At 69.2% G+C, this 18375-nt stretch carries 19 protein-coding genes; 9 read left to right on the top strand and 10 right to left on the bottom strand.

Going from position 1 to position 18375, the window contains the following annotated elements; translation table 11 throughout:
- The 4 genes from RIF93_RS09915 to RIF93_RS09900 all read left to right on the top strand — a co-directional run.
- On the top strand, positions 1-2357 hold a 2357-nt coding region (locus tag RIF93_RS09915; RefSeq protein ID WP_309090861.1), incomplete at its 5' end, for an error-prone DNA polymerase.
- Positions 2358-2400: 43 nt separating this feature from the next.
- Positions 2401-3240: a DUF6624 domain-containing protein gene (locus RIF93_RS09910; RefSeq protein WP_309090860.1), complete on the top strand. Its 840-nt coding sequence runs from the start codon at positions 2401-2403 to the stop codon at positions 3238-3240.
- 55 nt (positions 3241-3295) lie between these two features.
- Positions 3296-4417 carry a glycosyl hydrolase gene (locus RIF93_RS09905; protein ID WP_309090858.1) on the top strand — a complete coding sequence of 374 codons (1122 nt, stop codon included), beginning with the start codon at positions 3296-3298 and terminating at the stop codon, positions 4415-4417.
- Positions 4414-4677, top strand: a complete 264-nt coding sequence (locus tag RIF93_RS09900; protein WP_309090856.1) for a MoaD/ThiS family protein — start codon at positions 4414-4416, stop codon at positions 4675-4677. Before RIF93_RS09905 ends, RIF93_RS09900 begins: the two co-directional genes overlap by 4 nt.
- On the opposite strand, the gene RIF93_RS09895 is transcribed toward RIF93_RS09900, so the two are convergent.
- The 5 genes from RIF93_RS09895 to RIF93_RS09875 all read right to left on the bottom strand — a co-directional run bounded on the left by RIF93_RS09895 (position 4674) and on the right by RIF93_RS09875 (position 9315).
- Positions 4674-5411: a glutathione S-transferase family protein gene (locus tag RIF93_RS09895; RefSeq protein WP_309090854.1), complete on the bottom strand. Its 738-nt coding sequence runs from the start codon at positions 5409-5411 to the stop codon at positions 4674-4676. The two genes, RIF93_RS09900 and RIF93_RS09895, sit on opposite strands and share 4 nt — an antisense overlap.
- Positions 5412-5471: 60 nt before the next feature.
- A complete protein-coding gene (gene serA / locus RIF93_RS09890) occupies positions 5472-7046 on the bottom strand; it encodes a phosphoglycerate dehydrogenase (RefSeq protein ID WP_309090852.1) in 1575 nt (524 codons plus the stop codon).
- 67 nt (positions 7047-7113) lie between these two features.
- Positions 7114-8259 (bottom strand): phosphoserine transaminase, encoded by a 1146-nt coding sequence (locus RIF93_RS09885; RefSeq protein WP_375163872.1) that lies wholly within the window; start codon positions 8257-8259, stop codon positions 7114-7116.
- A 205-nt stretch (positions 8260-8464) separates the two neighbouring features.
- Positions 8465-8911 (bottom strand): hypothetical protein, encoded by a 447-nt coding sequence (locus RIF93_RS09880; RefSeq protein ID WP_309090848.1) that lies wholly within the window; start codon positions 8909-8911, stop codon positions 8465-8467.
- Positions 8912-8976: 65 nt separating this feature from the next.
- Complete coding sequence (locus RIF93_RS09875) at positions 8977-9315, bottom strand: hypothetical protein (protein WP_309090846.1); 339 nt, start codon at positions 9313-9315, stop codon at positions 8977-8979.
- Positions 9316-9501: 186 nt separating this feature from the next.
- On the opposite strand from RIF93_RS09875, the gene RIF93_RS09870 reads away from it, so the two are divergent.
- The 3 genes from RIF93_RS09870 to RIF93_RS09860 all read left to right on the top strand — a co-directional run bounded on the left by RIF93_RS09870 (position 9502) and on the right by RIF93_RS09860 (position 12388).
- On the top strand, positions 9502-11400 hold the full coding sequence (locus RIF93_RS09870) for an ATP-binding protein (RefSeq protein WP_309090844.1): 1899 nt from the start codon (positions 9502-9504) through the stop codon (positions 11398-11400).
- 151 nt (positions 11401-11551) lie between these two features.
- Positions 11552-11893 (top strand): hypothetical protein, encoded by a 342-nt coding sequence (locus RIF93_RS09865; protein WP_309090842.1) that lies wholly within the window; start codon positions 11552-11554, stop codon positions 11891-11893.
- 126 nt (positions 11894-12019) lie between these two features.
- Positions 12020-12388, top strand: a complete 369-nt coding sequence (locus RIF93_RS09860; RefSeq protein ID WP_309090840.1) for a hypothetical protein — start codon at positions 12020-12022, stop codon at positions 12386-12388.
- 48 nt (positions 12389-12436) lie between these two features.
- Here the strand turns inward: RIF93_RS09860 and RIF93_RS09855 are convergent, their stop codons facing one another.
- Complete coding sequence (locus RIF93_RS09855) at positions 12437-13249, bottom strand: PhzF family phenazine biosynthesis protein (RefSeq protein ID WP_309090838.1); 813 nt, start codon at positions 13247-13249, stop codon at positions 12437-12439.
- 81 nt (positions 13250-13330) lie between these two features.
- Between RIF93_RS09855 and RIF93_RS09850 the strand changes: the two genes are divergently transcribed.
- Positions 13331-13777 (top strand): GNAT family N-acetyltransferase, encoded by a 447-nt coding sequence (locus tag RIF93_RS09850; protein ID WP_309090836.1) that lies wholly within the window; start codon positions 13331-13333, stop codon positions 13775-13777.
- On the opposite strand, the gene RIF93_RS09845 is transcribed toward RIF93_RS09850, so the two are convergent.
- From RIF93_RS09845 to folP, 3 genes are read right to left on the bottom strand one after another with little or no spacing between them, the layout of a single operon-like run.
- On the bottom strand, positions 13774-14343 hold the full coding sequence (locus RIF93_RS09845; RefSeq protein ID WP_309090834.1) for a nucleotidyltransferase family protein: 570 nt from the start codon (positions 14341-14343) through the stop codon (positions 13774-13776). The genes RIF93_RS09850 and RIF93_RS09845 overlap by 4 nt on opposite strands.
- On the bottom strand, positions 14340-15137 hold the full coding sequence (thiD, locus tag RIF93_RS09840; RefSeq protein WP_309090832.1) for a bifunctional hydroxymethylpyrimidine kinase/phosphomethylpyrimidine kinase: 798 nt from the start codon (positions 15135-15137) through the stop codon (positions 14340-14342). The genes RIF93_RS09845 and thiD overlap by 4 nt, the downstream gene beginning before the upstream one ends.
- On the bottom strand, positions 15137-15973 hold the full coding sequence (gene folP, locus RIF93_RS09835) for a dihydropteroate synthase (protein WP_309090830.1): 837 nt from the start codon (positions 15971-15973) through the stop codon (positions 15137-15139). The genes thiD and folP overlap by 1 nt, the downstream gene beginning before the upstream one ends.
- Before the next feature lie 119 nt (positions 15974-16092).
- Between folP and RIF93_RS09830 the strand changes: the two genes are divergently transcribed.
- Positions 16093-16806 carry a hypothetical protein gene (locus RIF93_RS09830; protein WP_309090828.1) on the top strand — a complete coding sequence of 238 codons (714 nt, stop codon included), beginning with the start codon at positions 16093-16095 and terminating at the stop codon, positions 16804-16806.
- Positions 16807-16851: 45 nt separating this feature from the next.
- Here RIF93_RS09830 and ftsH read toward each other — a convergent pair.
- On the bottom strand, positions 16852-18375 hold a 1524-nt coding region (ftsH, locus tag RIF93_RS09825; protein ID WP_309090826.1), incomplete at its 5' end, for an ATP-dependent zinc metalloprotease FtsH.

Here is an 18375-nt window from a genome sequence, read left to right as displayed (position 1 = left end):
AGCACTTGCGCGACTTGGCCTGGGCCGGCGCCGAGTGGCGGTATCCCGGAGGGACGCCGGACATCGTTCGCAAGCTGGTGACGCACGAGCTCGAGGTCATCGAGAAGCTGGACTACCCCAACTACTTCCTGACCGTACACGACATCGTCCAATGGGCTCGCAGCCAGGATATTCTGTGCCAAGGGCGCGGCTCGGCGGCCAATTCCTGCGTCTGCTTCTGCCTGGGCGTGACGTCGGTCGATCCGACGAAGAAGGGCCAGGAGCTGCTGTTCTCGCGCTTCATCTCCGAGAACCGGAACGAGCCGCCCGATATCGACGTGGACTTTGAGCACGCCCGCCGCGAGGAGGTGATGCAGTACGTCTACGACCGTTACAGCCGCGACCGCGCCGCGATCGTGGCGACGGTGATCCACTATCGCCCTCGCATGGCGATCCGCCAGGTCGGCAAGGCGCTGGGCCTGACCGAGGATGTCACCGCGGCGCTCGCGAACACCGTCTGGGGCAGCTACGGCGACGGCGTGCCCGACGAGCACATCCGCCAGTGCGGCATCGACCCGGACGCGCCCGAGATCCGGCGGGCCACGAGCCTGGCCCAGGAGCTGTTGGGCTTCCCGCGCCACCTGTCCCAGCACGTGGGCGGCTATGTGCTGACCAAGCGCCGGCTGGACGAGACCGTGCCCATCGGCAACGCGGCCATGAAGGAGCGCACCTTCATCGAGTGGGACAAGGACGACATCGACGCCCTGAAGCTGATGAAGGTCGACGTCCTGGCTCTGGGCATGTTGACCGCGCTGAAGAAGAGCCTGGACCTTCTGGGCCTGAGGGACATCGCCGACATCCCGCAGGAAGATCCCGCGGTCTACGAGATGCTGAGCCGCGCGGATTCCGTCGGCGTCTTCCAAGTGGAGAGCCGGGCGCAGATGTCGATGCTGCCCCGGATGAAGCCGCGGGAATTCTACGACTTGGTGATCGAAGTCGCGATCGTCCGGCCGGGCCCGATCCAGGGCGACATGGTCCACCCCTACCTGCGGCGCCGTGAAGGCAAGGATCCCGTCCACTACCCCGCGCCGAACCCGGCGCACGGACCCAAGGACGAGCTGAGGAAGATCCTGGAGAAGACGCTTGGCGTGCCGCTTTTCCAGGAGCAGGCCATGCGCATCGCCATCGAGGCCGCGAAGTTCTCCGAGGCCGACGCCGACGGGCTGCGCCGATCGATGGCCACCTTCCGCCACATGGGTACGATCGGCGAGTACGGCGTCAGGTTCGTCGAGGGCATGATCCGCCGCGGCTACGACCCGGAGTTCGCCCGCCGCTGCTTCCAGCAGATCGAGGGCTTTGGCTCCTACGGCTTCCCCGAGAGCCATGCGATCAGTTTCGCCATCCTGGTCTACGTCTCGGCCTGGGTGAAATGCCACCACCCGGACGTCTTCCTGGTCTCGCTGCTCAACAGCCAGCCGATGGGCTTCTACCAGCCAGCCCAGCTGGTGCGGGACGCCCGCGAGCATGGCGTGGAGGTCCGCCCCCCCGACGTGACGACGTCGGACTGGGACTGCACGCTGGAAGAGAAGGACGACCCGCGCGAACGCTACCGCCCCGTTCGTCTGGGTCTCAGGCAGATCAAGGGGTTCAAGGAGGCCGAGGCCAAGGCGCTGGTCGAGGCGCGGGGCGCCGGCTGCCGGACGATCCAGGCGTTCGCCCGGCAGGCCCGTCTCTCGCGCCGGGCGCTGGAGCTGCTGGCCGAAGCCGACGCCTTCCATGGTCTGGGCGTGAGCCGGCGCGAGGCCCTGTGGACCGTGAAGGGCCTCTCCGACGAGTGGGGCGCCGAGCGCGACGCGCCGCTGCTGACCCGCCAGACCCTGAAGGAGCCGCAGGTCGAGCTGCCGTTCATGAACCTGCCGCAGCACGTGGCCGAGGACTACCGGACCACCAGCCTGTCCCTGAAAGCGCACCCGATGACCTTCTTCCGCGACGACCTGACCGCGATGGGCGCAGTCCGCTGCGAGGCGCTAAAGACCGTTCGGGACAAGCGCCGGCTCTGCGTCGGCGGCCTGGTGCTGGTGCGCCAGCGGCCGGGCACCGCCAAGGGCGTGGTGTTCCTGACGATGGAGGATGAGACCGGCATCGCCAACATCGTCATCTGGCGCGACGCCTTCGAGGCCAACCGCCGGATCGTGATGGGCTCGTCCTTCCTCGTCGTCCATGGCCAGGTGCAGCGGGAAGGCGACGTGATCCACGTGGTGGCCGAGCGCTTCACCGACCTCTCGCACAGATTGTCCGAGATGCGCGCCGACGAAGCGCCGATCACCGCCCACTCAAAGGTCAGCGGCCGTCTGATCCGCAGCCGCGACTTCCACTGAGCCTCCAGTTGACGCTGGGAGCCAGCCGCCGCTCAATCCGGTCATGATCGCCCTCGTCCTCGCCGCCATCCTGGGCGCCAGCGCCCCGCCGGCGCTCGAGCGGGAGACCGTCGCCGCCTGTCTTGGAACGCCCGCTTTCGCCCTCAACATGCCCGCGCTGGCGAAGGCGCGGGCGCAGGTGGACGACCTGCAATGGCGGGACGCTTGCCGCGCCGCGCGCGAGGCCGACGCCCGTCGCCGCGCGGCGATCAAGACCCTGTTCGCCACGGGCCGATCCCCGATCGGCGCCTATCCTGTCACGACTGAGCTGGTGAAGCAGGCCCGGGCAGGGCAGTCCGACGTCCACCGGCAGCTCTTCGAGAACGTCGCCCGCGACCAGGCCGCTCGCGAGAGCACTTCCGCCGCCGCGAAGGCGGCGTTCGCGCCAGGGGCGAGCCCTCTCGTCCTTCAGCTGGCGGACGGCTTGAGTTCGGCCGAGGCGCTGCAGGCCGACGCCGCGAACCAAGCCTGGCTCGCCAGAGTGGTTGCCGAACGCGGCTGGTTCACGATCAGCCGCGACGGCGCCGCGGCGGACCAGGCGGCTCGACTGATCGTCCAGCACGCCGACGCCGACCCCGCGTTCCAACGGCGGATGATCGCCCTGCTCGAGCCCCTCGCCGAAAACCGCGAGACGAACCGGCGCCTCTTCGCCTTCACCTTCGACAGGTGGGCGCGCAACACCGACAATCCGCAGCGCTTCGGGATCATGGGCAGTTGCAGCGGCTCCGGCGTCTGGACCCCGCGAGAGGTCGAAGAGCCCGCCAGGCTCGACCAGCGTCGCGCCTGGGCCGGGTTGCCCGCGATGACCGACTACGTCGCCGAACAGGCCGCGAGGTGTCGCTGATCCGCCCTGTCGGATTCTGGTGGTATGGTTCGTCCTTCGGTCGGGAGGAACACACATGACCGAGCCTGTTCGACTGCTGATCGGCACGCGCAAGGGCGCCTGGGTGCTCACAAGCGACGCGGGGCGCGGCGCCTGGCGCACGCAGGGCCCCATGTTCCTGGGTCAGATCATCAATCACTTCGTCGCCGATCCCCGGGACCCGCGCACCATGCTGATGGCGGCCTCCACCGGCCACCTGGGGCCCACCATCCTGCGCTCGACCGACGGCGGCCAGACCTGGACCGAAGCCAAGAGCCCGCCGGCCTTTCCGAAGGGCGAGCCGCACGGTCGGTCGGTGAACCACACCTTCTGGCTCGAGCCCGGCCATACCGAGGAGCCCGGCGTCTGGTGGGCGGCCACCTCGCCGCCGGGCCTGTTCCGCAGTGAAGACGGCGGCGACACCTGGGAGAGCGTGCGGGGTCTGAACGAGCATCCGAAGATCATGGACTGGCTGCCGCCCGACGGCGGCACGCCCGATGGCGCGATCGTGGCCGGCGTCGCCATCGACCCGCGCGACGCCCGCCACATGTACCTGGCTACCTGCTCGGCCGGGGTGCTGGAGACCACCGACCAGGGGGCGACCTGGCGGCCGCTGAACCAGAACGTGGAGGCGAACTTCCTGCCGGACCCGTTCCCAGAATATGGCCAGGACAGCCACCAGATTGCGCTGGCGCCCACCAATCCTGACCGCATCTGGCAGCAGAACCACTGCGGCATCTACCGTCTGGACCGGCCGGGCGAGCGCTGGGAGCGGATCGGCAAGGCCATGCCGCCCGAGATCGGGGACATCGGCTTCTCCATCGTGCCCCACGCCCGCTGCGACCAGACGGCCTGGGTGTTTCCGATGGACGGCACGGACGTGTGGCCACGCGTCAGCCCCGGAGGGCGGCCCGCGGTCTATCGCACGAGGGACGGCGGCGCCTCCTGGGAGCGGCAGGACCGCGGCTTCCCGGCGGAACAGGGGTGGTTCACCGTCAAGCGTCAGGCGTTCTGCGGCGACCGCGCCGATCCCCAGGGCCTCTATCTGGGCACCACCGGCGGGGAGGTGTGGGCGAGCGGCGACGAAGGCGACAGCTGGCGCCAGATCTGCGCCCACCTGCCCGAGATCTACTCGGTGACCGTGGCGCCGGCCCCATGATCTCGGTGTTCGTGCCCTCGCAGCTTTCAGCCTACACCGGCGGCGTCACGCGGGTGACCGCCACCGGCGAGACCGTGGGGGCGGTGCTGGACGACCTGGATCGCGCCTACCCGGGGCTGAAGTTCCGCGTCATCGACGAGCAGGACCGCGTGCGGAAGCACATGCGGCTGTTCGTCGGCCAGGACGAGACGCGCGACGTCACCCGGCCGATCCGTCCAGGCGAGGAACTGCTGATCTTCGGCGCGCTGTCCGGCGGCTAGAGGGTCATCACGCCCGGCCGCGGCGTCGGCAGGCCCAGCGTGTCTTCGGTCAGCGGCGCGCCGGCTTCCAGGAGGGCGGCGCGGCGGCCCTGTGGGCTGCTGCGGATCTGGGCCTGCTCGAATGGCTCCAGCGCCGCCAGCGCGGGATGCGCGAAGGCTCGCGCCACGAAGGCGGCGGTCTTCGGCCAGCGAGCGGGATCCGGCTCGAACCCGGCATAGGCGCCGTTTCGAAAGAAGCTGGCGACGGCGATATCCGCCAGGCCGATGTCGCCGAACACGAAGCCGTCCGCCGGCAACTGGCTCTCGAGGTAGTCCATCGCCGCGGGGATGTCGGACGCGAGGCTCTTCTCGATGCGCGCCTGGTCGCCGGGCTGCTTCCAGACGATGGGGTGGACGACCTTCTGGTAGAACAAGCCCCAGATGAAGACGTCGCCCAGACGGGTGTCGGCGAACTCCTCCAGCCAGCGGGCGCGCGCCCGCTCCCTGGCGTCGGCGGGCAGCAGCGGCCGCTGCGGATAGGCCTCGTCGAGGTAGGCGCAGATCACCGAGGAGTCGCAGAGGGTCAGGTCGCCGTCGACCAGCACCGGGATCCGGCGCAGCGGGCTGATCCGCTCGAACCGGTCGTCGCCGTAGAAGGGCGTGATCGGGTCGATCTCATACGCCAGCCCCTTCAGGTTCAGGCAGGCCAGCACCTTGCGCACGTACGGCGAGACGTACGAACCGATGATCTTCATGGGCATCCTCCCGCGCCTGGCTCAAAGTTGTGGAGCCAGGCGCGGGACGACAAGGTCGAGTTAGAACCGAAGGGCCCGGGCTTCCTTCACATGCGGCAGCTGCTGGATCCGGCCCAGCAGCGCTTCGTCGGGGGCCTGGTCGACGCCCACCAGGGCGATGGCGTCCTCGCCCGCGTCGACGCGGCCCAGGTTGAACGTCGCGATGTTCACGCCCGCATCGCCCAGCAGGGCGCCCAGCGCGCCGATGAAGCCCGGCTTGTCCAGGTTGTTCACGTACAGCATGCGGGACGCAAAGGGCGCGTCCAGGTCCATGCCCTTCACTTCCACGATGCGCGGCGCGCCAGCCAGGACCGAGCCGGCGAACGAGCGCTTGCCCTTCTCGGTGGTCACCGTGATGCGCACGAGGCTCTCATAGATCGGGCTTTCTTCCTGACGGCTTTCCGAGACGGTGATGCCGCGCTCCTTCGCCACCGCCGGCGCCGAGACCATGTTGATCTCGGCCAGCATGGGCCGCAGCACGCCGGCCAGCGCCGCCGCGCTGAGCGGCTTGGTGTTCAGCTTGGCCACCTCGCCCTCGAAGGCGATGTCGACCGCCTTGACGCCGAAGTCGACCATCTGGCCGGCGAAGGCGCCCAGCTTCTCGGCCAGGGCCACGAAGGGCTTCAGGCGCGGCGCTTCCTCGGCGGTGACCGAGGGGCTGTTCAGCGCATTCGTGACGGCGCCGGTCAGCAGGTAGTCGCTCATCTGCTCGGCGACCTGGAGGGCGACGTTCTCCTGAGCTTCCAGGGTCGAGGCGCCGAGGTGCGGCGTGGCGATGAAGTTCTCGGCGCCGAAGAGCACGTTGTCCTTGGCCGGTTCCTCGACGAACACGTCGAAGGCGGCGCCGCCCACATGGCCATCGTCGAGCAGCTTGCGCAGCGCCGCCTCGTCCACCAGGCCGCCACGGGCGCAGTTGACGATCAGGACGCCCTTCTTCGTCTTCGCGAGGTTCTCGGCCGACAGGATGTTGCGGGTCTTGTCCGTCAGCGGCGTGTGCAGGGTGATGACGTCGGCGCGAGCGAGCAGCTCCTCGATCTCGACCTTCTCGACGCCCATCTCCACCGCCCGCTCGGGCGACAGGAACGGGTCATAGGCCACGACCTTCATCTTCAGCCCCAGCGCCCGGTCGGCGACGATCGAGCCGATGTTGCCGGCCCCGATCAGGCCCAGCGTCTTGCCGTACAGCTCGACGCCCATGAAACGGTTCTTCTCCCACTTGCCGGCCTGGGTGGAGACGTCCGCGGCGGGCAGCTGGCGGGCGAGGGCGAACATCATGGCGATGGCGTGCTCGGCGGTGGTGATCGAGTTGCCGAAGGGGGTGTTCATCACGACCACGCCGGCGGCCGTGGCGGCGGGGATGTCGACGTTGTCCACGCCGATCCCGGCGCGGCCCACGACCTTCAGGTTCTTGGCGGCGGCGATGACGTCTTTGTCGACCTTGGTGGCCGAGCGGATGGCGATGCCGTCGTACTGGTCGACGATCTTGAGGAGCTCGTCCTTGGGAAGGCCGGTCTTCACGTCGGCGTCGACGCCGCGCTGCTTGAAGATGTCGACTGCGGCGGGGCTGAGTTTGTCGGCGATGAGAACGCGGGGCATTTCAGATGTCCGATGATGCGCCGCCGGACGCCACGCGCCCGGCGGTCGATGTCAAGGTGGCTGCGGCTCAGGCCGCGGCGAATTCGGCGGAGAGGCTCGCGAAGGCCCAGTCCAGCCACGGCGTCAGGGCGTCCACATCGTCGGTGTCGACGGTGGCTCCGCACCAGATCCGCAGGCCCGGAGGGGCGTCGCGATAGCCGCCCACGTCGAGGGCCACGCCTTCCTTCTCCAGCGCCTGTGCCAGCTTCTTGGCGAAGTCGGCCTGAGCGTCGGCCGCCAGGGCGGTGACGCGGGGATCGACGACCTTCAGGCACACCGAGGTGTTCGAGCGGACGGCGGCGTCCTCGGCGAGGAAGGCCACCCAGTCGGTGCGCTCGACCCACGACTCCAGAACCGCCAGGTTCGCGTCGGCGCGGCGCTTCAGCTCGGCGAGGCCGCCGATCTTCTGGGCCCAGGCCAGCGCGTCCAGGTAGTCCTCGACGCACAGCATCGAGGGCGTGTTGATCGTCGAGCCTTCGAAGATCTCGGCGTTCAGCTTGCCGCCCTTGGTCATGCGGAACAGCTTCGGCATCGGCCACGGCGGGCTGTAGCTTTCTAGTCGGGCGACAGCGCGCGGCGACAGGATCAGCACGCCGTGCGCGGCCTCGCCGCCCAGCGCCTTCTGCCAGGAGAAGGTGACCACATCGAGCTTCGGCCAATCCAGCGTCTGCGCGAAGGCGGCGCTGGTGGCGTCGCAGATTGTCACGCCTTCGCGGTCGTCGGCGATGAAGTCGGCGTTCCGCACGCGCACGCCCGAGGTCGTGCCGTTCCAGGTGAAGACCAGGTCGGCGTCCTTGCGGACCTTGGTCAGGTCGGGGAGCTCGCCGTAGGGCGCGTCCAGCACCTCGGCCGGCAGCTTCAGCTGCTTCACGACATCGGTGACCCAGTCCTTGCCGAAGCTCTCGAAGGCCAGAAGCTGGACGGGCTTGGGGCCCAGCATCGACCATAGGGCCATCTCGACCGCGCCCGTGTCGGAGCCCGGCACGATGCCGATCAGATAGTCGTCGGGAACCTGCAGCACCTCGCGCGTGCGGTCGATCGCCTCCTTGAGGCGCGACTTGCCGAGCTTGGACCGGTGCGAACGGCCCAGGACGGCGTTGCGGAGGTTTTCAGGGGCCCAGCCGGGGCGCTTGGCGCACGGGCCGGAAGAGAATTCGGGACGAGCCGGGCGCATGGCCGGCTTGGCCCCGGTGTGGGGAGGCGTAGTCACCTGCGATGTCTCCTATCCTTGCAGATAGGCAGCGCCCCGTTGGGAGGGCGTGGCCCGCCGCCCAGAAGCCCCCGTTCTTGCTGCGGTGCAAGAGAAACTTTCTGCAGCGCCTGTGAGCGCGTCTGCAGGTCGCGGGGCCGATCAGGGCGCCCGGACAGCGGAGCGCAAGCTAGAGCGGGTGGAGCACGGCGCGCCGGCGGCGGTGCTCGCTGGCCCAGTGGCCCGCCACACCCCCCACGATGCACGCGATCAGCCCCCAGCTGACCAGGTTGTTCACGATCGCGAACAGAGCGTCCAGCTTCCGCTCAACCACGTAGTAGTAGGCGTGAAGCGCGAACTGCATCGCCTGCAAAAGCATGGCCAGCCCCAACCAAGTCTTCGCGAAGCGGAGGGTCAGCCCGAGGAAGCTGAGCGCGAGCACCCCATCGAGCACAAGCGTCGTCGTGGCGAGCGCATCGCCCGCCAGCTGCCGCTGGGCCAATTCGAATGAGAGAGCCGCCAGCAGGTTGACGCCAGCGCCGACGCGCTCCGCCCACCCGCCTTTCCACACGGCGAGGACCGCGCTGAGCGCAATCACCATCAGCAAAGAATAGGCCGTGTAGAGGGTATAAAGCATCTCGCGCCCCTAACGCGGATTAGGGGCGCGAGAATAGTTAAACTATTGCAACCGTGATGCGGGGGTCAGCCGACCTCGCGCATCTCCACGGGCGCGGCGACCGACGACATTTCGTTCTTGTGCATCTCGCCGACCATCTTGGTGCGGATGCCGAGGCGCAGCTTGGCCTCGTTGAGTTCGCTGTGCACGCCGACCATGGCCGTGCGAGCCTCGCTGAGCGCCTTCATGGCGTCCATCAGCTTCACCTGAACGTCATCCGCGAACACGAGCGACAGGTTGGCGTCCTTTCGCGCCGCGATCATGGCGGCCATCAGCTCGGCGGCTTCAGCGAGCGCGCCATCGACCGCAGCTTCCGTGGTGAACAGCTTCTTGGCCACGCGCTGGGCGACGAAAACCTTTTCCATGGGGACACCCTTCCAGTTACCCGACAGCCGTTAAGGTAAAGGAATGGTAAAGCTTCCCGCAATAGATTCATAGGTTGTTAACCATAAAATTCTCGGCCGGCGGTTGTGGCGTGGCGCCCAGAACACAGTTCGGTCAACGGGGCGGTAGAAGCGAAGCGTTAGGACTATGGGGCTATCAACCAACCCATGTTCGCGCTGCGCACCTTCGCCGATGCGGGCCGGAAGGGCTCCGCGCCTTCCGCGACCTTCCACGCCCGCGTCGCGCGCGTGGGCGTCATCACGACGGTCGTGGTGCTGCTGGCGGCCTGTCTCACCTTCATGCTGCAGCAGTGGGTCGTGGCCAGGTCGCAGTCCCACCGGATCCACGAGAGCCTCGCCGGCATCACCGCGCAGATGGCCGCCCCGGTGGTGGACAACAAGCCCGACAGCAAGGCTGCGCTCTCGGCCGTCCAGGCGAGCCCTGAGGTCGTCTCCGCGCGCCTGATCGGCCAGTCGGGCCAGGAACTCGCACGCTATGAGCGGGCGCGTCCCGCCGGCCGGGACGTCGAGACCTTCGACATGCCGGTGCTGGTCGACGGTCAGCCGATGGGCCAGTTGCGGATGGTCGTCGAGCGGCCGCGCCTGCAGCCGATGCTCGCGAAGTTCATCGCGCTCACCGCCGTGCTGCTGTTCGGCGGCGTGGGCGTGGCGCTGTTCTTGTCGCGCAGCCTGGCCCATCGGGTGATCCAGCCGGTGCAGGCGCTCTCGCATGCCATGCATGAGGTGGCCGCCGGCGGCAGCTTCACCCCGGTGGACGTCGAGGCGGGCGACGCCCTGTTCGAGAGCCTGACCGAGAGCTTCAACCACCTGCTGACCAAGCTGGGCGAGCGGGAGCAGGAACTGAAGCGGACCATGCGCGAGCTGGAGAGCGCCCGCGACGCCGCCAACGCCGCCAATGTGCTGAAGACTCAGTTCCTCGCCAACATGAGCCATGAGATCCGAACGCCGCTGAACGGCGTGCTCGCGATGGCCGAGGTCATGGCCCTGGGCGACCTCGAGCCGCTGCAGCGGGAGCGGCTGGACGTGATCCGCCGGTCGGGCGGGCTGCTGCTGGCGGTGCTGAACGACGTGCTGGACCTCTCGAAAATTGAGGCCGGCAAACTCACCCTGCTGGACGAGGACTTCGAACTCGGGCCCGAACTCGAGCAAGTTGGCGAGAACTTCCGCGTCATCGCCGAGGGCAAGGGCCTGGCCTTCTCGGTCGAGGTCGGAGAAACCGCGCGCGGCTGGTGGCGCGGCGACGCAGACCGCCTGCGCCAGATCGTCGGCAACCTCCTGTCCAACGCCGTGAAGTTCACCACCCAGGGCGAGGTGCGCGCCACGGTGGACATCGGCGAGACCGGCGCCCTGCGGATCGTGGTCCGCGACACCGGCGTCGGGATCGCCCCGGAAAAGCTGCCCAGCCTGTTCGAGAAGTTCACCCAGGCTGACAATTCGGCCACCCGCCGCTTCGGCGGCACGGGGCTGGGCCTCGCCATCTGCCGCGAGCTGACCCAGATGATGGGCGGCTCGATCGACGTGGAAAGCCGCGAAGGCCACGGTTCGACCTTCACCGTCGAGCTGCCGCTGAAGCGCGGGCAGCCCGCCGAGGCGGCGCCGGCAGAAGTTGCGCCCGCCAGCGACGACGGCGACCTGCGCCTGCTGGCGGCTGAGGACAACCCTACCAACCAGCAGGTCCTGGCCGCGGTGCTGGGCTCGCTTGGCATCGACGTGCACATCGTGCCTGACGGCAAGGAGGCCGTGGAGGCGTGGCGCGCCGGCGCCTACGACCTGATCCTGATGGATATCCAGATGCCTGTGATGGACGGGATCACCGCCGCCCGCGAGATCCGCAGCCTGGAAGCGGCCGAAAAGCGCGCCCGCACCCCCATCGTCGCGCTCACGGCCAACGCCCTCACCCATCAGGTCGAAGAGTATCTGGCTGTCGGCATGGACGCCCACGTGGCCAAGCCGATCGAGATCGCCAAGCTGTACGACGCGATCTCGGCCGCCCTGAACGCGGTCGCGGCCGCGGGCGCCAGCCGGGGCAAATCCGCCGCCGCCTGAGGCGCGACGCCCGCAAGCGGGCATGAAGGGCCAGTCATCTAGCTGAACCGCACACAACCGCCGGGCTCAGACGGCGGTCAGGCGCAACGTGGTTTCCTGCACCCATCGAAGCCGCCCCCGCGGCGCAACGAAGGGTCTGGAGGACCTGACCATGAAGAAGCTGATCGTCTCCCTGGCCGCCGTCGCCACCGTCGCCGGCGTCGCCGCGCCCGCCGCCGCCCAGGGCTACCGCCACAACGACGGCTGGCAGAACATCAACCAGCGGCAGGACCGGATCGAGCGTCGCATCGACCAGGGTGTCCGTCACGGCGACCTGACGCGGCGCGAGGCCAACCGGCTGCGCGACGACTTCCGCCAGATCGCCCGTCTGGAAGCCCGCTACCGGGTCAACGGCCTCTCGAGCTGGGAGCGCGCCGACCTGGATCGCCGGTTCGACCGCCTGGAGGGCCAGCTGCGCTTCGAACGCCGCGACCATCAGTACAGCCGCCGCTAGGCCACACCGAATTCCGACGCGGACGCACTCCGCGTCGGAAGTTGGAACAAAGTGTTTTGGAAATAGTTTTGGCCGCCACTCAGGACTTCCAAAGCCGAGGGACGACCGGAGCAGAGGAATAGATCGATGAACAAGCTGAAGTTGACCACCGCTATCGCCGCCGCCGCTCTCGCGATCACTGGCGTGGCGAGCACCGCCGCCACCGCGCAGCCCTGGCGCGACTACGATCGACGCGAGGATTACCGCGGCAATCTGACCACCGGCTATGTCGACGGCCTCGAATGGCGGATCAACAACGCCGCCCAGGAAGGCCGCATCTCCTGGGGTCACGCCCGCCAGCTGCAGCGTGAGCTGCGCGAGGTGCAGCCCCTGGCCTGGCGCGTCGAGACCGGCCAAGCCAGCCAGTGGCAGTATCGTCGGCTCACGAACGTGGTGAACCGCATCGAGGCGGCCACCAACAACTATCCGCGCTACAGCGCGAACCGCTGGCGCTAACGGCCGGCACGGCCATGGACGCCCCCGGAGACCTCCGGGGGCGTTTTCCTATGCGTGGAGCACGGAGCTCAGCACCGTCACCGCGCCGCCGCGAATAAGCACCCGGTCGCCCGTCACCTCGCACTCTAGGTCGCCGCCCCGGCCGGGATAGGCCTGGTGGTAGGCGAGCGTCGCCCGCTCAAGCTTGTCGGAGAACAGCGGAGCCAGGATGCAGTGCAGCGAGCCGGTTGTCGGGTCCTCCGGAATGCCGGAGCCAGGCGCAAAGAAGCGACTCACCACCTGATATGGCTTGGACGGCGCCGCGAGGGCGGCCACGCCGATATTGCCGGGACCGCCGCTGGCCTCCACGCCAAGGTCGGCGAGGGCCGGCACGTCGGGGCGCAGCGCGCGCACCGTAGCCTCGTCGTCCACCACGGCCACGAGATAGGTGGACGCCCAGACCTCCCGGGGTTGCACGCCCAGGGCCTTGGCGAGCGCGGCCGGCGGCTCGATCCGGCGGGGCGGCTGGGAGGGGAAGTCCATCTCATAGCCTTGGCCGCGACGCGCCACGCTCAGCGGTCCCGACTTGGTCTCGAATGTCAGGCGCGTCGCCGGCGCGCCCAGCTCGGCGAACAGCACGTGGGCCGCGGCCAGGGTCGCGTGGCCGCACAGCGGCACCTCCAGCAGCGGCGTGAACCAGCGCAGGCCGAACCGGTCCGGGTCGGCCGTCCGCACCAGGAAGGCGGTCTCCGCCTGGTTGTTCTCGGCGGCCAGAGCCTGCATCCAGGTGTCGTCGGGCCAGGCCTCGAACGGCTCGACCACGCAAGCGGGATTGCCCCGGAAGGGCTGGGCGGCGAAGGCGTCGACGGTCCACTGGCGCATGACCGGCACTTGCGGCCCGGTGGGCGCGGCGGGCAAGTGCCACTTCAGCCGCGCCGGACCGCGGCGCGCTCAGGAGGGACGATGCCGCACGAGATCGCAGACGCCGCTTTCCATGTCAGCGACGACCCGGCGCGGTTCGATCTCGCCCGCGCCCACGCCTGGATCTCCGGCGAGAGCTACTGGGCGGCCGGCATTCCGCTCGAGACCTTCCGGGGCGCCTGCGCCAACAGCCTGACGGCCGGCTGCTACACGGCGGCCGGCGAGATGGCCGGCATGGCCCGCGTGGTGACCGACCGGGCCACCTTCGGCTGGATCTGCGACGTCTTCGTGGATGCGGCGTATCGCGGCCAAGGCGTCGGCAAGCGGCTGATGTCGTATCTGAAGGGGCATCCCGACCTGCAGGGTCTGCGCCGCCTGCACCTGGCGACCGCCGACGCCCACGAGCTCTATCGCCAGTTCGGCTTCACCGAGCTGACCGGCGCGGACCGGTGGATGCAGATCCATGACCCGGACGTCTATCGCCGCTAGGCCTCCATAACCTGGATCTCTGGCCAGCGGGCCTTCGCTGAAGCTGCGATGCGGGCGAAGCTTCGCTCGCGTCGGAGCGGGTTTGGCCGCAGGACCCGCGCGAACAGGTCCTCAAGCCCAAAGGGCGCCAGGATCGTCATCCGGTCGCCCGCCTCGAGGCGGACGCCCACGGCGAACATCGGGCTGACGAAGCGCTCCAGCGCCTCGGCCGACGAGGTCAACGGCGAATAGGGCTCCCCGAACTTGCCCTCGAACCAGACATGGACGCGGGCCTGGTTGCGCACCTCGACCATCTCGCGCAGCGGCGGCTGGAAGGCGGCGGCAGCGCGCTGGATGACCACATCCTCCGCCTCGTACGAGATGTCCGAGGCGTCGAAATAGCCCACGTCGTAGTCCTTGATACCGTAGTCGAGGTCGCGGCCGCCTAGGTGGTTCAGCACGCGCTGGTAGACCGCGCCTGAGAAGACCAGCCAGTCCGGCAGGTCGATCTCGCGCAGGGTGCGCAGCACCTGCATCAGGGGCTCGGAACGGCGCAGGATCGCCTCGAGATCGTCGGCGTGCTTCATGCCCGGCCCCGCAACGGCCAGGCGTGGTCCAGCGGGCCGTGGCCGGCGCCCAGTCCCGGCGCGCGCAGCATCGCCTCCTGCACATAGGCCCAGGCGCGGGCGACCGCGTCGGTGAGGGCCAGCCCCTGGGCGAGCCCGGTCGCGCAGGCGGAGGCCAGCGTACAGCCCGTGCCGTGGGTGTGGCGGGTGTCGATCCGATCGGTCTCGAAGGCGGTCTCGCCCTCACCCGTCATCAGGACGTCGACCACGCGATCGCCCGGCACATGTCCGCCCTTCATCAGCACCGCCTTCGCGCCCATCGACAGCAGCGCCTCGCCCGCACGGCGGAGGTCGTCCGTGGAGGCCGCTGCGAGGCCCGTCAGCGCCTCGGCCTCGGGCGCATTCGGCGTCAGGAGCGCCGCGCGCGGGACCAGGCGCTCGCGCACCGCGACCACGGCGTCGGCCGCCAGCAGCGACGCGCCGCCCTTGGCGACCATCACCGGATCGATCACGGCCGGCGCGCCGGCGTCCTCGATCAACCGCGCGACCAGGTCCACCGTGGCCGCGTCGCCCAGCATGCCGGTCTTGATCGCATCGGCGCCGATGTCGTCGAGGACCGCACGGGCCTGGGCTTCTACGATCGCAAGCGGCGCGGGATGTACGCCGCTGACGCCCAGCGTGTTCTGGACGGTGAGCGCGGTGATCGCCGTGGCCGCATAGCCGCCCAGCGCCGTGACGGTCTTGATGTCGGCCTGGACGCCGGCGCCGCCGCCGCTGTCCGAACCGGCGATGATGAGGACCCTGCCCTTGTGCATCAGACCTGATAGCCCGCCTGGACGATGGCCTGCCAGACCCTGAGGGCCTGAACCGTCTCGCGCACGTCGTGGACCCGCACGGCGGCCACGCCCGCCGCGGCTCCGGCGAGCGCTGCGGCGATCGAACCGCCCAGCCGCGCGTCGGGCGGCGCCTGCTCGTCCAGCGCGCCAATGAAGCTCTTGCGGCTGACGCCCAGAAGCACCGGGAAGCCCAGCCCGACGATCCGCGGAAGGCCCGCCAGCAGCGGCAGATTGTGGCGGATCATGTGCTTTCCGAAGCCCACGCCCGGATCAAGCCAGATGCGCTCGCGTGCGACGCCGGCCGCCATCGCGGCTTCCGCGCGGGCGGCGAGGAAGTCGGCGACGTCGGCGACCACGTCGTCGTACCGCGGCTCCCGCTGCATGGTGCCGGGTTCGCCCTGCATGTGCATCAGCACCACGTCGCAGCCGAGTTCGGCGGCCGCCTCCAGCGCGCCGGGCCAGCGGAGGGCCGCCACGTCGTTCCAGATGGTGGCGCCGGCGGCGACCGCGGCGCGCGCCACCTCCGGCTTCATGGTGTCCACGGAAATCGGCGCGCCGCTCTCGGCCCGGATGGCGCGGATCAGCGGGACGACGCGCACGATCTCCTCGTCGGCAGGCACCGGGGTCGCGCCAGGCCTCGTGGACTCGCCGCCCACGTCCAGGATGTCCGCGCCCGCGCGGACCAACGCCAGCGCCCGGGCGAGCCCCGCCTCCACACTGCCCAGGCTCCCGCCGTCCGAGAAGCTGTCCGGCGTCATGTTCAGCACGCCCATCACGCGGACGGGCGCCGGCGGGGCGGAAGCGGCGAGGCTCATCGGCTGCGTTGATAGCAGGCGCACACCTCAGACTACAGCGATCCTCGGTCGCCGATCTTTGGATAGCGCCGTTCGATCAAGTCGTGGCAACCTCCTCATGCACTTCTGGGAGGAGAGCCATGGCTGCATCCCCGACTACAGCCGGCGTCACCCGCCGGCCCAAGCGCCGCTTCTACGTGCTGGTGGCGCTGCTGACAGCGGGCGTCGTCATCGTGGGCTTCGCACCCACCTTTTATATGCGGACCGCCGAGCTGGGACCGCTGAAGCCCGTGCTGGCGGCGCACGGCGCGGTCTTCACCGTTTGGCTCGCTCTGTTTCTGGCGCAGACCCTGCTGGTTCCAGCCGGCCGGACGGACCTGCATCGCAAGCTCGGGTGGGCGTCGCTGGCCTGGGCCGGTGTGATGGTGGCGCTAGGCATCGCCGCCGCACTGGATACGCTGCGCGGTGGTCAGCCGCCCGTCCCGGGCGACATCCGGCAGTTCGCCATGCTGCCCTTCGGAGACATCGCGATCTTCGCGGGGCTCGTCGCCTGGGGCGCGTTTCTCCGGCAACGTTCAGACTGGCACAAGCGGCTGATGACCATGGCTACGGTCAGCCTGCTGACTCCAGCGCTGGCGCGCATACCCGCCCTGATGCCGTTTGGCCCGCCCGGTTTCCTGAGCCTGACGCTCGTTGCGGTGGCGGGTGTGATCGCCTTCGACTGGATCGCGCATGGGCGGCCCCATCCAGCGAACCTCTGGTCGGGCGCGCTCATCGGCCTCGGCAAGCCGATCCTGCTGTTCGGCGTCGCCGCGACACCGGCGTGGCTCGCGCTGATGGACGCTCTGCGCTAACCGCGCAAGCAGAAGGGGCGGCCCTTGCGGACCGCCCCTCGATCGTCACGCCGGCTCGGCGCTGGGCCGGGGGGAGATCGGCACCGCCACCGCAGGTCCGGTCGGCCGCTTCGCGTCGGCTTCGTCGCGCTTGGGCGGTATGCCCTTCAGCGCATTGACGATCTCTTCGCCGGTGAGGGTCTCATACTCCAGCAGGGCCTTCGCCAAGGTATGCAGCTCGTCCATCTTCTCGGTCAGGATGCGACGGGCTTCCCGCTCGCCCCCTTCCACCAGCTTGCGCACTTCCTCGTCGATGATCTTGGCGGTCTCTTCCGAGACGTTCTGGTTGCGCGCCACCGAGTGGCCGAGGAAGACCTCTTCCTGGTTCTCGCCGTACTCGACCGCGCCCAGCCGGTCCGAGAAGCCCCACTTCGTCACCATGGCCCGGGCGAGCTTGGTCGCCTGGCTGATGTCCGAAGAGGCGCCCGAGGTGATCTTCTCCTTGCCGAAGATCAGCTCTTCGGCGACGCGGCCGCCGAACAGGATGGCGAGGCGCGAGGTCATCTGCTCGTAGGACATCGAGAACTTGTCCCGCTCGGGCAGCTGCATGACCATGCCCAGCGCGCGGCCGCGCGGGATGATGGTCGCCTTGTGCACCGGATCGGTGGCCGGCACGTTCAGGGCGACGAGGGCGTGGCCGCCCTCGTGGTAGGCGGTCAGCTTCTTCTCGTCCTCGGTCATGACCATGGAGCGGCGCTCGGCGCCCATCATGACCTTGTCCTTGGCGTCTTCGAAGTCGCGCATGGTGACCATGCGGCGGTTCTTCCGCGCGGCCATCAGGGCGGCTTCGTTGACCAGGTTGGCCAGGTCGGCGCCCGAGAAGCCGGGGGTGCCGCGCGCGATGACCTTGACCTCGACGTCGGCGGCCAGGGGCACGTTCTTCATGTGCACGCGCAGGATGCGCTCGCGGCCGTTGATGTCCGGGTTCGGCACCACGACCTGGCGGTCGAAGCGGCCGGGACGCAGCAGGGCCGGGTCCAGCACGTCGGGACGGTTGGTGGCGGCGATCAGGATGATGCCCTCGTTCGCCTCGAAGCCGTCCATCTCAACCAGCAGCTGGTTCAGCGTCTGCTCGCGTTCGTCGTTGCCGCCGCCGAGGCCCGCGCCCCGGTGCCGGCCCACGGCGTCGATTTCGTCGATGAAGATGATGCAGGGCGCGTTCTTCTTGGCCTGTTCGAACATGTCGCGCACGCGGCTGGCGCCGACGCCCACGAACATCTCGACGAAGTCCGAGCCCGAGATGGTGAAGAACGGCACGCCCGCCTCGCCCGCGACGGCGCGGGCGATCAGGGTCTTACCGGTGCCCGGCGGGCCGATCAGCAGGGCGCCCTTGGGGATCTTGCCGCCGAGGCGCTGGAACTTCTGCGGGTCCTTGAGGAAGTCGACGACCTCCTGCAGTTCTTCCTTGGCCTCGTCGACGCCGGCCACGTCCTCGAAGGTGACGCGGTTCTTGTTCTCGGTCAGCAGCCGGGCCTTGGACTTGCCGAAGCCCATGGCGCCCGCGGCGCCCTGCATCTGGCGCATGAAGAA

It is taken from the genome of Phenylobacterium sp. (assembly GCF_031181185.1).
Taxonomy (GTDB): domain Bacteria; phylum Pseudomonadota; class Alphaproteobacteria; order Caulobacterales; family Caulobacteraceae; genus Phenylobacterium.
This window is presented reverse-complemented; position numbering and strand designations above follow the sequence as displayed.